The sequence below is a fragment of the Nostoc sp. 'Peltigera membranacea cyanobiont' 232 genome (assembly GCF_002245985.1).
Taxonomy (GTDB): domain Bacteria; phylum Cyanobacteriota; class Cyanobacteriia; order Cyanobacteriales; family Nostocaceae; genus Nostoc.
Genome location: NZ_NOLK01000197.1, coordinates 1 through 13,271 on the forward strand (window position 1 = coordinate 1; position 13,271 = coordinate 13,271).

Below are 13,271 nucleotides of genomic sequence, written 5' to 3' on the forward strand. Positions count from 1 at the left end.
AGCGAACCACGAGTCCGCAAACGTCGCCCAAAAATTTACCCCTTGATGACTAAAACCCGGCATGAGTTACGCAAACAATTGCAAACTGCTTAAACTGCAAGGGTTCCGGCTTTTCTTAGTGCCATTCGTACTTGTAGTTGTAAGAAACTAAATCATTTAAGGTAAAACCATCGTGACAGGTAATAAAGTTAATACTATGATTTGGTTCGTAGTCTGGTCGTAAGTAGATATCTGGGCTACCCATAATGCGAGCCGCTAATCGGCTGACCATACCGCGATCGCTTTTCACAAAACAGCGTACATCATCGCGGTAGGGGCCATTCCATTCTGCAAAGCGATCGCTCCCTTCGACAAACTTTCCTACCTGATATAGTCCAGAGGCATCCCAGGCTTCCGCAATTACCTTTGTTCCTGCCAAAACTGGGTCTGTTTCTATTGCCCAGAGAACAGGCGAATCGGCAAAGGGCTGACCTAATTTGCTCCGAGATAGGACAGATGCTAAATCAAAACGGAAACCGTCTACATGCATTTCCGCCACCCAGTAGTACAAACTATCTAAAATCATCCGCATAACCATCGGATGATTCGCTTTCAAAGTATTACCGCAACCACTGTAATTACTATATTCAGCTTGGTTTGGTTCTAGAAGGTAGTAAGCCTGGTTGTCTAATCCCTTAAATGACAATGTTGGCCCATCTTCACCACCTTCAGCCGTGTGGTTAAAGACAACATCTAGAATCACCTCAATCCCAGCGCGGTGAAGGGCTTTGACCAAATCACGAAATTCATTTATGGGATCTAAGCGATCGCTACGGGAACTATAATCGCTGTGGGGTGCAAAGAAGCCGATCGTACTGTAGCCCCAGTAGTTCTTGTGACTAGGACGTGCATCATTTGGATCAAACTGATGAATTGGTAGCAATTCAACTGCGGTTATTCCTAATTCCTGCAAATAAGGAATTTTCTCAATCAGTCCTGCATACTTACCGCGTTTTTCGGGAGACACACCAGAAGATGGATGACGAGTAAAACCATCTATGTGCAGTTCATAAATGACTGTTGTCGCATAAGGAATCCGTAGGGGAAGATCCCCCTCCCAGTCGTAGGTTTTAGGATCATCTGCTACCACAGCCCGTAGTGCTTGAGCGCAATTATCCTTACCAAAACAGCTAGCAGCTTCACGACTATAATTATCCCAACCTACTACTGCTCGTGCATAGGGATCAAGTAATACCTTACTACTATCAAACCTTAGTCCTTGATCTGGCGCATAAAGTCCATCCGCCCGATAAGCATAAACCTGCCCAGCAGCAATATCTGATACCAAGATATGCCAATAGTAGAAGGTTTTGTTATGCTTTTTGTGTAGCTGAATTACACGGCTAGGTTGGGGTGAATTCGGCTCATCAAAGAGCAATAATTCCAGTCCAGTGCAGCTTTTAGAGAATACCGAAAAATTGACACCATTAGGGGTAAATGTAGCGCCAATTGGAAAAGGTTGACCCGGCAAAATATTAGGAAGCATTCTGGTAAAAATGGATACAATAAATTATACATGGGTTAACAAATGGTTAAGATATAAATAAATTTATGCCATTCCTTATAATTTAAATCAAAATATTTATAACCATCTATTTTTTTAGATATAACACTAATTTCAGAGCGCAATTTATTTAAATTTTAAAGTGTATTTTATCTACCTTTAGTTGGATGTTTAAGTTAGAAGATATATCACAATATAAGTAGTTATACTCTATGTACTGGACATTCCACCCTTTTAATCAGGATACAAGGGAATTTTAAACAAGATAGTAAGTAAGTAGGCAACAATAAATAAAACTATTTTACGTAATGTAAAATTAATTAAATTAGCTTGTAGTAAGCGGCTCTAGCCCTGTTTTAAGGGCTGAAGCCCTTACTACAAACCTTTAATTATTCACACCCACTTACTTAGTGAATAGTGAAGTGCAGGCAATAGAATTGGGTTAGCTAAAAATCGAGATTTTTATAATGGGGAAAGATCGATTTTTGGACTCAATTATTTCAGAGTCTTGTTAATTGCTAACCTTATGCAAACTGTATTGGAAGTAGCTGGTTGTATAAGTGAACCGCAAGTAAAACCGTAGTTATCGATTGATATCCGCTTAACCATTTTGAGATTGATCAATGTAGTATCCAATGGTAGATGCACTGTACTACATCACTTCTTTGATATTCATATCTAGTCTTAAAACATCGGGTTTTAAAACTATGTAGACGTTGAGCAGTTTGTCATCAGACATCGTGTGTTCAAAGATTATTTAACTAAAAATAGATTAGTAGGATTCAAAATTTATGACCATTTCTCCTTCTAAGACAAAGGTTTCAGTTGTTGAAAACGGTAAATCTGCCACACTTAGCACTGAAGAACTGCGTCTAATCAATGCTTACTGGCGTGCCTGCAACTATCTAGCGCTAGGCATGATATATTTGCAGGACAATCCACTTCTAAAAGAACCCCTCAAGCCAGAACACATCAAAAATCGCCTGTTAGGGCATTGGGGTACAAGTCCCGGTTTGAGCTTTATCTACGTCCATCTGAACCGTTTAATCAAAAAATATGATCTGGACGTGATTTACATCGCAGGCCCCGGTCATGGCGCTCCGGGCATCCTTGGGCCGACATACTTAGAAGGAACCTATTCTGAGGTTTATCCTGATAAGAGCGAGTCCGAGGAAGGTATGCTGAAGTTTTTCAAACAGTTTTCCTTTCCTGGTGGAATTGGTAGCCATTGCACACCTGAAACTCCTGGCTCGATTCATGAAGGCGGCGAGTTAGGCTACAGCCTCTCCCACGCTTACGGGGCTGCTTTCGATAACCCGGATTTGATTGTGACGGCAGTTGTTGGTGACGGCGAAGCAGAAACAGGCCCTCTGGCAACAGCTTGGCATTCCAATAAATTTATCAATCCCATTCGGGATGGTGCAGTTTTACCAATCTTGCATTTGAATGGCTACAAGATTGCTAATCCAACTATCCTAGCCCGCATCAGCCACGAGGAACTAGAGGACTTATTCAAGGGCTACGGCTATACACCTTACTTTGTGGAAGGGCATGAGCCAGCGCAAGTGCATCAACTGATGGCAGCAACTCTGGAAACAGTTATTTTGGAAATCAAGAAAATCCAAACCGAAGCCAGGACTTCGGGTGTTGCGAAACGTCCTCGTTGGCCGATGATTGTCCTCCGCACCCCCAAAGGATGGACTGCGCCGGCAGAAATAGACGGTCATAAATTAGAGGGATTTTGGCGATCGCATCAAGTACCAATTACAGATGTAACTAGTAATCCTGCCCACATGAAGATTCTAGAACACTGGATGAAAAGTTACAAGCCAGAAGAATTATTTGATGAGCATGGTAGTCTGATTCCCGAACTCAAAAAGCTGGCTCCCATTGGTAATCGCCGCATCAGCGCCAATCCCGTTGCTAACGGTGGAATTCTGCGTAAAGAATTGCGTATGCCCGACTTCCGCAACAATGCAGTTGAGGTAGCCAAACCGGGTGCTGTTGAGGTGGAAAACACTAAGCCTCTAGGGAACTTCCTGCGAGATATCATGCGTAATAACATGAATAATTTCCGCGTATTTGGGCCAGATGAAACCGCCTCCAATCGACTCAATGCTATCTACGAAGTTAGCGAGAAAGTCTGGTTGGCAGATATTCTCCCTGAAGATGCAGATGGCAGTGAGCTATCTACCGACGGGCGAGTGATGGAAATGCTCAGTGAACATAACCTGTTCGGCTGGCTGGAAGGCTATCTTTTATCTGGGCGGCATGGTTTTTTCCACAGCTATGAAGCTTTTGCTCACGTTGTTGATTCTATGTTTAACCAGCACGCCAAATGGCTGGAAATCAGTAAAAATGAGGTTGCTTGGCGATCGCCGATTTCTTCTGAGAATATCTTACTATCCTCTACTGTTTGGCGACAAGACAACAACGGCTTTAGCCACCAAGATCCAGGCTTCATAGACTTGGTTACTAATAAAAGTGCTGAAGTTACCCGGATTTATCTGCCTCCCGACGCTAACTGTCTACTTTCTGTAGCCAATCATTGCTTACGTAGCACCAACTACGTCAACGTCATCGTTGCAGATAAGCAAAAACATCTCCAGTTTCTTAGTATAGAACAAGCGATCGCACATTGCACCAAAGGCATTGGCATCTGGGACTGGGCAAGCAATGACCATCATGGGCAAGAACCCGATCTTCCCGATGTCGTTATGGCATCTTGCGGAGATGTTGTAACTATGGAAGCCTTAGCTGCAACTGCCATCTTAAGAGATGAGTTTCCCGATCTCAAGGTGCGGTTTATTAATGTTATTGACTTGTACAAGTTGCAACCAGATACAGAACATCCACATGGATTATCAGACTGGGATTTCGATAGTCTTTTTACCACAAATAAGCCTGTGATTTTCAACTTCCACGGCTATCCTTGGCTGATTCACAAACTTGCTTACCGTCGCACTAATCATGAAAATATTCATGTGCGCGGCTACAAGGAAAAAGGCAGCATTAACACACCACTTGAGTTAGCCATCAACAACCAAGTTGATCGGTTCAATCTGGTGATTGATGTGATTGATCGGGTTCCTAAGTTGGGTTCTGCTGCTGTCTATGTTAGAGAGCGGATGAAAAACGAAATTATTAGCAACCGGAATTATGCTCACAAGCACGGTATTGATCAGCCGGAAATCGTCAACTGGAAGTGGCCTTACTAAAATAATTCGTAATTCGTAATTCGTAATTCGTAGCACTAAGGTTTGTAGTTGCGCTTTAGCGCACTGGTCTTATATATCGTTAGAAACTTATGCAATTGTGTACTAAGGTGCAGGTCGATGCAACAAAGGTGCAGGTCATGCAACAAAGGTGCAGGTCATGCAACAAAGGTGCAGGTCAATGCAATAAAGATGCAGGTCAATGCAATAAAGATGCAGGTCAGTGCAACAAAGGTGCAGGTCGATGCAACAAAGGTGCAGGTCAGTGCAACAAAGGTGCGGTTTAAGAGACTTATGTGTACACCGTAGCACCCAAGCAAAAATAGAAGAACAAGGTAATTACGAATTACGAATTATTGTCGATCGCATCTGCAAATAAAAAATCAACCCTTTAGAGCTAAAAGGTTTTAAATAATGAGTTCACCAAAACTTATCGCTACTGCTAAAGCGATGGTTGCTTCTGGTAAAGGCATCTTAGCTATAGATGAGAGCAACAATACTTGTAACAAGCGCTTTGAGAAGTTGGGAATCGCGCCAACTGAGGAAAATCGCCGCACTTACCGAGAGTTGCTTTTAACTACTCCTGGTTTAGGTAACTATATCAATGGCGCTATTTTATATGATGAAACAATCCGCCAAACTACAAAAGATGGAACGCCTTTTGTCAAAGTGATGAACGATGTGGGGATTATTGTTGGTATTAAAGTTGACATTGGTGTGAAAGGTTTACCAAATCACCCTGGTGAAAAGATTACACAAGGTCTAGATGATTTGAGTAATCGCATTGCCGAATACGTCAAAATAGGGGCGCGTTTTGCTAAATGGCGGGCTGTCATCACTATTGGCAAGGAAATTCCTAGTCGTGATTGTATCGAGGCCAACGCCCAGGCTTTAGCTCGCTATGCACTGCTTTGTCAACAAGGTGGACTTGTTCCCATTGTCGAACCTGAAGTTTTGATGGATGGCGACCATACTATTAAACGTTGCTATGTTGTAACTGAGGAAGTCTTAGGAACTGTCTTTGATCAACTCCACTTGCAAGGGGTAGTTTTGGAGCAAATTATTCTCAAGCCCAACATGGTGATTTCCGGCAAAGATTGTCCCCAGCAAGCCAGCATCCCTGAAGTTGCAAAAGCTACGGTGAATTGCCTGTTGAATGTGGTTACTACTGCCGTACAGGGCGTAGCATTTTTATCCGGTGGTCAAAGCAATGAATTGGCAACTGCCCATCTTAATGAGATGCATGTCCGGTTTGGCTCAAAACTGCCTTGGTCATTGACATTTTCTTTTGGTCGTGCTATGCAGCAACCAGCATTAGAACTGTGGAAAGTACAAGATGCCAATGTAAAAGCGGCACAAAGCGCTTTGCTGCATCGGGCAAAGTGTAACGGTGCTGCTAGCCTTGGCAAATACAGTCACGAGATGGAAAGGAGTGCAGAGCTAGCATTAGCTGGCTATAGAGCTTTACAGTCACAATTGTCTAGTCAGGACTAAGGAGACGTAGCAGTGCTAAGTCTCTTTACCAGGTTTCAGGGTAACGCATATTTAAATTCGGTCGCTACCATCTACCAGAATATCTGCGTAATTTACCAGGCACTTAGTACAACATTTTATTAATATGAGCGCGAATTCTCTGCGTACCTTTGCGCCCTTGGAGCGTTTAAATTTCAACCCTCAATTCGCCACAATTTTACGCAAAGCTTTACTTAGTCCATATAGAGCGGCCAATAAGATCAATGGTAAACAATTTGACAGTTAATAACACTACCACAGTAAATGATACTGACACAGTTTTACGCACAGAAAACCTCAACGTTTATTACGGGAAGTTTCTAGCGTTGCAGAATATTTGGCTAAATATTCCCAAAAATCAGGTTACAGCTTTTATCGGCCCTTCTGGTTGTGGTAAAAGTACATTACTGCGATGCTATAACCGTCTCAACGACCTCATTGAGTCATTTCGAGCCGAAGGTAAAGTTTATTTTTACGATCAAAATTTGTATGCACCGGAAGTTGATGCTGTAGAGGTGCGTCGTCGGATTGGGATGGTGTTTCAAAAAGCAAACCCGTTTCCCAAATCTATTTATGACAATGTTGCTTTTGGAGCCAGAGTTTGCGGCTACAAAGATAACATGGATGAATTGGTAGAACGGAGTTTACGCCGTTCGGCTTTGTGGGATGAAGTCAAAGACAAACTGCGACAAAGTGGTTTAGCCTTATCTGGTGGTCAACAACAACGGTTGTCTATTGCGCGAGCGATCGCTGGACAACCAGAAGTTATACTCATGGATGAACCTTGTTCCGCCCTCGATCCCCTATCCACTTTGCGGGTTGAAGAACTGATTCAGGAACTCAAAGAGCAATATACCATCGTTATTGTTACTCACAACATGCAACAAGCGGCACGAGTATCTGATAAAACAGCTTTTTTCAATGTTAGCGCCACAGAAACAGGCGATCGTACTGGCTACTTAGTAGAATATGACTCAACAGAAGTGATTTTCAATAACCCTAAGCAGAAAGACACAAAAGATTATGTCAGCGGTCGATTTGGTTAAATATGGCTGAAATTGATTTGAGTGTTTTAAACCGACAATGCCTTGACCGACGTATTGCTCACAAAGAGGTTTTGAAACAGGAAATCGCTGCCTGGGAAAAACACAGAAATCAACTCTTCTGTAAAGTCGATTGGCAATTTACTACCGACGATGCACGTATTAAATTGAAGCTTAGTCTTTGCCATTGCACTGTCAAGGGTTTTCGCCAATTCTAAGTTCCTGTTTGGAACGCTTGAGTGCTTCAAATAAGACATAAATCCGGGTGTAAGCCTCTTTCTGGGAAATTGTACCTTGGTTGCTTAACGCTCTTTTATGACTCTCGTCGGATAAAAATCATCCACCCTTATTTTTAAGGACTTTGATGAATTTAGGCGTAGGTTGGGTTGAGGAACGAAACCCAACACCAACAATCTCTGGTTTTGTTGGGTTTCACTTCGTTCAACCCAACCTACGAATATTTTATTTTTTCGGAGTAATAAAAGAGCGTTAATCTGTGATTCAACTCCACCCAGGGCGATGAGGATGGAAAGTGTGATAAGTTCTCTAACTTTGATGTCTACGCCATTGCGGGTATAATAATCGCCAAAGCAGTTGGCAGAAAGAAACCTTTGAATGTGCAGTTGGTCTTTGGGCGATCGCTCATACATTTGATCGATTGTCTCGCCAAATATCTCTTTCTGTACAGCTAATCCCTTGTCATAACGGGTTTCTGGACTGGTGGTTGATTGTCCTTCTAAAGGTAATTGGATGCCCCGATGCGTCAGTATTTCATTGGTGGCATGAACGAAATCAAATGCTTTTGCCATCCCTACGTAGGGCACCCCTTGATACACAATCTCTTTGATTTCGATGGGCGTTACTCCGACATTGAGTGCAGCGCCCACCATAATTTTGAATTCGCTCAACGCCTGACTGCCAATCATCGATGCTAAAATCAGCATTACCCTTGTCTTTGTATCCAGCTTGCTCAGAGTAATGACTTCATCGAAGGCGAAGTTATCAAACACTTCGATCAGTTCAGGGTCAGTGACTTTCAGGGTCGATTTGTGGTTTGGAAACAGTTCTTCGTGATTTTTGTGTGCTGCTTCACTAATCCTCTGTGAGGATTGAGTTCTGTCCTTCTGCGGTGTATTAGTCATACTTAACTCCTTTGAGTCAAAGTTCTGTGGTTAACGATTCCGTCTACAATCCCGTTCTTTTTTCCAACGCTTCTGGATAGCGATCGCCTGCCACTTTAATTTGCGCCAATGCCTCGTCGATGCGCTTTAACTCGTCCTGAGTCAAGTTGATATCCTCTGCACCAATGTTCTCTTCCAACCGATGTAGCTTGGTCGTTCCAGGAATGGGGACAATCCAGGGCTTTTGCGCCAGTATCCAGGCGAGTGCGATTTGTGCTGCGGTCGCTTTCTTCTGGTTCGCCACTTCTTTCAACAAGTCCACCAAGACCTGGTTGGAGTCGAGAGCCTCCGGCGTGAATCGGGGAACAATGCTGCGGAAATCGGATTTGTCGAATTTTGCGTCTTTGTTGATACTGCCTGTCAAGTAGCCTTTACCTAAAGGACTAAACGGCACAAAACCGATTCCTAGTTCTTCCAGGGCAGGTAACAACGCTTCTTCGGGACGCCGCCACCATAGGGAGTACTCACTCTGAACGGCAGTTACCGGCTGGACTGCGTGTGCGCGACGCACGGTCTGTACACCCGCTTCTGAAAGCCCCCAATGTTTGATTTTGCCTTCACCGATCAAATCCTTCATGGTTCCGGCTACGTCTTCGATTGGCACTTGGGTATCGACGCGGTGCTGGTAGTACAAATCAATCACGTCCGTGTTTAATCGTTTCAGCGAACCTTCTATAGACTCTCTGATTCCTGATGGCTGACTGTTCTGCACTTGCTTGCCGTCCTGTAACTTGATGCCGAATTTTGTGGCAATGACAACGCGATCGCGGTAGGGTTTGAGTGCTTCGCCCACCAATTCTTCATTGGTGAAGGGGCCATACATTTCGGCTGTATCAAAGAAGGTAACGCCACGCTCCACTGCGGCTTGGAGTAGAGCGATGCTTTCTTTATTGTCGAGGGTATGGCTGTAGGCATAGTTCAGCCCCATGCAGCCCAACCCGATCGCCGAGACTTCTAAGTTGCTGTTTCCCAGTTTGCGTGTTTGCATTATTTTTCTCCAGTTATTCAGATTTCAGGGATGCCATATCAATCACGAAGCGGTACTTTACATCGGACTTGAGCAGGCGATCGTAGGCTTCGTTGACTTTCTGGATAGGAATCACTTCGACATCCGCAGTGATGTTGTGCTTGCCGCAAAAATCAAGCATCTCCTGGGTTTCGGGAATGCCACCAATGTTAGAGCCGGAGAGACTGCGACGTGCCACAAGTAGGCTGAATGCTGCAACTTCCAGAGGCTTCGGAGGTGCGCCAACAAGGGTGATGTTGCCGTCGCGCCCCAGTAGGTCGAGATAGGCATTGATGTCATGCTTGGCAGAAACGGTATCGAGGATGAAATCGAAGCTACCAGCGTGTTTCTGCATCTCGTCAGCATTGCGAGAGACGACCACTTCATCCGCACCGAGGCGGAGTGCGTCTTCCTTTTTATCGGGTGAGGTGGTAAAGACGACAACATGGGCACCAAACGCACGGGCAAATTTCACGCCCATGTGTCCCAGTCCACCCAGACCGACGATGCCGACTTTCTTACCCTCAGTCACACCCCAGTGACGCATGGGTGAATAGGTTGTGATCCCAGCGCAGAGCAACGGCGCAGCCCCAGCCAGATCGAGGTTAGGAGGAACGCGCAGAACGAAACGTTCATCGACGACAATGCTATCGGAGTAGCCGCCGTAAGTAACCGGAGCAGTCTTATGCTTGTCGGGGGAGTTGAAGGTGAGAACCTGATTCGGGCAGAAATTTTCAAGACCCGCTTTGCAGTTAGGACAGGTACCATCGGAGTCCACTAAACAGCCGATCGCAGCCAGATCGCCGAGTTTGTACTTCGTCACTGCCGAGCCAACTTTAGTGACACGCCCGACGATCTCGTGGCCTGGGACGATCGGATAAGTAGTGGGCAAGAATTCGCTCCACTCATTACGGACTGAATGAACATCAGAGTGACAGATGCCGCAGAAGAGAATTTCGATCTGAACATCCTGTTCGGTTGGATCGCGCCGTGCGATCGTGTCGGAGGCTAGCGGTGATGTGGCACTGGCTGCAGCATACGCTTTTGTTTTGTACATGAATGGATGCTCCTATTGATTTACTTTTGGCAACTGGTATTGTTCGTCGATCTCTACAACGAACCCCATCTTTCAAAGAACCGATTATACGGATTGGTCAACGACTTGCATCTGCATTTCATTCATACGACCACCATGCACGGTGATTTTAGAAAAAGCCATTTCGATTTCACGAAGATCCTCAGAGGTCATCTGAACCTGAATTGCCCCTAAGTTCTCGCTCAGGTGATCTAGGTTGCGTGTCCCTGCAATTGGAACAATCCAGGGTTTCTGCGCCAAGAGCCATGCAAGTGCAATTTGAGCAGGTGTCGCGTTCTTTTTTTCTGCAAATCGCTTCAGCAAATCAACAACCGCCATATTTGCTGCTAAGTTTTCGGGGGAAAAGCGGTCGAACCCGGATCGCAGGTCTGTTTTCGGGTCGAACTTCGTGCGGGCATCTATTTTTCCGGTCAAATAACCCATTCCGACTGGGCCCCAGGGGACGAAGCCGATTCCTAGCTCCTCACAAGCTTTAAGTACACCGTTTTGCTCCGGATCTCTATTCATGAACGAGTATTCAGTTTGAATTGCTGTCACCGATTGCACCGCATGCGCTCGGCGGATTGTTTTTGCACTCGCCTCAGAGAGACCAAAGTGCAAAACTTTTCCCTCTTTGATGAGATATTTAATCGCACCCGCTACCTCTTCGATTGGCACTTTTGGATCAACTCGGTGCTGGTAATAGAGATCAATGCGGTCGGTTCTAAGGCGCTTAAGTGATTCCTCAACCACTTTCTTGATGTGCTCTGGTTGGCTATTGAGACCACCGGCTTCAATGTCAAACCCAAATTTGCTTGCAATAACAACTCGATCGCGGAAAGGCTCAAGTGCTTCTCCCACAAGCTCTTCGCTTGTATGTGGACCGTAAACTTCAGCAGTATCAAAGAACGTCACGCCTTTTTCATAGGCTGTACGAATGACCTGAATGCCTTGGTTTCTGTCTGCGGGGAGTCCGTAATTGGCGCTAATACTCATGCACCCAGATCCCATTTCCGAGACTTCTAGTTTTCCGAGTTTTCGTGTGTTCATTTTGTTTGCCTCTACACGGAGTCCTTTGTCGTTCTGGTTGTTAATTTCCTTGCGCTGATCCGATGATGTGCAAGATGGAGCGACGGACAATGCTGCCGCGATAAGGGCAGTATTAGCCAAAAAGTCACGGCGACTGAGGGCTTGGCGAAGGGTAAAATGCGTAGCCGGTCTTTTGGCGGAAGGCTGTGAGCCACTTCTTTTGATGTCCATTTTCCGAATTCCTCCACTGGATGCCGTTTCGGTGGCTAGCAGGCGAATCTCTTGCCCAATCAAACTTGAGTTTTTGCTTAAATAAAAATCCAGAGTGCCTACAAGAAGCTGAAATCATTTTTCCTTGCTTTAGCTTCATCTTAGGCATTCTGAAGGATAAGCCATAGAACGATCGTCTAAGATCGTTGTACAATCCTGCAAACTTAGAAATAAATGCTACTAAAACTAAAGAGAAGTCCAATATGGATTTAATGAACGATCAGCACGTAAAGCGCGAGGCAGATAGAGTGCAAGCCAACCGAGACGAATTGGCCCAGCGCATCTCGCCGTCTGATGCTGGGGGAAAACCTTGACGCTACCAGTGCTGCTTACCATGTAGGTTATGACGATGCCTCGCACTTCAACCGGGAGTACAAGCGGTTGTTTGGCGCACCACCGATGCGCGATGTGGAGCGGTTGCGAGAAGCTGTTAGGGGATAAATATTTTTTGTCTAATTCATCGACGCGCAATTGCTGCGATTTAGAAGTACGCTTCAATTAAAAAGAGCCAGCAATCATCCCAGCAAGTAAGATAAAACCAATCCACACGTTTTGCCGAAACATCTCACCATAAACAGGATTAGGTAAGTCTTGCTGTCTTAATCGCAGAGACTGCCAAACCCATCCGATAGTTACAACTGCAAGGCTAACCCAGAAGCCAAAGCGCAGATGTATGAGGACGCCTAACCAAGACAATAACAAAATTGTGCCAGCAAAGAAAATTCCAATAGCGACAGGGGCATAATTCCCAAAAAATAGGGCACTAGAATTAATACCAATGCGGCGATCGTCTTCCTTGTCGCTCATGGCGTAAACTGTATCAAATCCCAGTGTCCACAGTACGGTTGCGCCCCAAAGTAACCAAGTTGGTTGGGAGATAGTTTGGGTAACTGCACTCCAGCTAATCAATACCCCAAAACCCCAAGCGATTGAAAGCACGAGTTGCGGTACAGGAAACACCCGCTTTGCGCCTGGATAAAGAACAATTACGGGCACTGCTGCCACACATAACCAGAAACTCAGGGGGTTAAGGTAAAAGGCCAGGATAGCTGCACATACTAGGGATACGATCGCAACTACAATCCCAACTTTCACAGACAAGGCCCGAGAAGCGAGGGGGCGATCGCGTGTTCTCTCTACTTCTGGATCGATATCCCGATCCCACAAATCATTGACAACGCACCCAGCCGCACTCGTGGCCAGAGTACCCAATATAATCACAGCAACCAGAGGTAAAGGCGGTTTCCCTGAAGCTGCCAAAAACACAGCCCAAAGGGCAGGAATCATTAAAATTAACCGTCCTTCTGGTTTATGCCAGCGCAAAAGCCGGATAATTACAAGCCACACTGGTTTCTGGGGGCGTTCTGGTGTCCTTAACATAAGATTGGGGATTGGGG

General features: G+C 45.2%; 10 protein-coding genes and 2 pseudogenes. 5 read left to right on the forward strand and 7 right to left on the reverse strand.

All coding sequences use genetic code 11. The annotated features are described in order from the left end of the window. Positions 1-115 precede the first annotated feature (115 nt). Entirely contained in the window at positions 116-1,525 is a 1,410-nt protein-coding gene (locus tag CDG79_RS35310) for a glycogen debranching protein (RefSeq protein ID WP_094346261.1), read from the reverse strand. Between the two features lie 809 nt (positions 1,526-2,334). On the opposite strand from CDG79_RS35310, the gene CDG79_RS35315 reads away from it, so the two are divergent. The 4 genes and pseudogenes from CDG79_RS35315 to CDG79_RS35335 all read left to right on the forward strand — a co-directional run. Further along, entirely contained in the window at positions 2,335-4,761 is a 2,427-nt protein-coding gene (locus CDG79_RS35315; protein WP_094346262.1) for a phosphoketolase family protein, read from the forward strand. A 411-nt stretch (positions 4,762-5,172) separates the two neighbouring features. Next, entirely contained in the window at positions 5,173-6,252 is a 1,080-nt protein-coding gene (locus tag CDG79_RS35325) for a class I fructose-bisphosphate aldolase (RefSeq protein WP_094346264.1), read from the forward strand. A 242-nt stretch (positions 6,253-6,494) separates the two neighbouring features. Next, entirely contained in the window at positions 6,495-7,316 is an 822-nt protein-coding gene (pstB, locus tag CDG79_RS35330) for a phosphate ABC transporter ATP-binding protein PstB (protein ID WP_094346265.1), read from the forward strand. Further along, positions 7,310-7,531 (forward strand): annotated as a pseudogene (locus tag CDG79_RS35335) (hypothetical protein); the annotation flags it as partial. The gene pstB and the pseudogene CDG79_RS35335, both read left to right, overlap by 7 nt. Here the strand turns inward: CDG79_RS35335 and CDG79_RS45675 are convergent. The 5 genes from CDG79_RS45675 to CDG79_RS35355 form a co-directional block, all read right to left on the reverse strand. Continuing rightward, a complete protein-coding gene (locus CDG79_RS45675; protein ID WP_442946272.1) occupies positions 7,509-7,601 on the reverse strand; it encodes a hypothetical protein in 93 nt (30 codons plus the stop codon). The pseudogene CDG79_RS35335 and the gene CDG79_RS45675 overlap by 23 nt on opposite strands. Positions 7,602-7,615: 14 nt before the next feature. Continuing rightward, a complete protein-coding gene (locus CDG79_RS35340) occupies positions 7,616-8,455 on the reverse strand; it encodes a carboxymuconolactone decarboxylase family protein (protein WP_223278536.1) in 840 nt (279 codons plus the stop codon). Positions 8,456-8,498: 43 nt separating this feature from the next. Then, positions 8,499-9,482: an aldo/keto reductase gene (locus tag CDG79_RS35345; protein ID WP_189525244.1), complete on the reverse strand. Its 984-nt coding sequence runs from the start codon at positions 9,480-9,482 to the stop codon at positions 8,499-8,501. 13 nt (positions 9,483-9,495) lie between these two features. Next, on the reverse strand, positions 9,496-10,557 hold the full coding sequence (locus tag CDG79_RS35350) for an NAD(P)-dependent alcohol dehydrogenase (RefSeq protein ID WP_094346267.1): 1,062 nt from the start codon (positions 10,555-10,557) through the stop codon (positions 9,496-9,498). Positions 10,558-10,641: 84 nt separating this feature from the next. Beyond that, entirely contained in the window at positions 10,642-11,835 is a 1,194-nt protein-coding gene (locus tag CDG79_RS35355; protein WP_143855672.1) for an aldo/keto reductase, read from the reverse strand. Between the two features lie 321 nt (positions 11,836-12,156). Here CDG79_RS35355 and CDG79_RS35360 point away from each other — a divergent pair. Next, a pseudogene (locus tag CDG79_RS35360) lies at positions 12,157-12,315 on the forward strand (helix-turn-helix domain-containing protein); the annotation flags it as partial. Between the two features lie 57 nt (positions 12,316-12,372). Here CDG79_RS35360 and CDG79_RS35365 read toward each other — a convergent pair. Next, positions 12,373-13,254 carry a 4-hydroxybenzoate solanesyltransferase gene (locus CDG79_RS35365; RefSeq protein ID WP_094346269.1) on the reverse strand — a complete coding sequence of 294 codons (882 nt, stop codon included), beginning with the start codon at positions 13,252-13,254 and terminating at the stop codon, positions 12,373-12,375. Between the last annotated feature and the right edge of the window lie 17 nt (positions 13,255-13,271).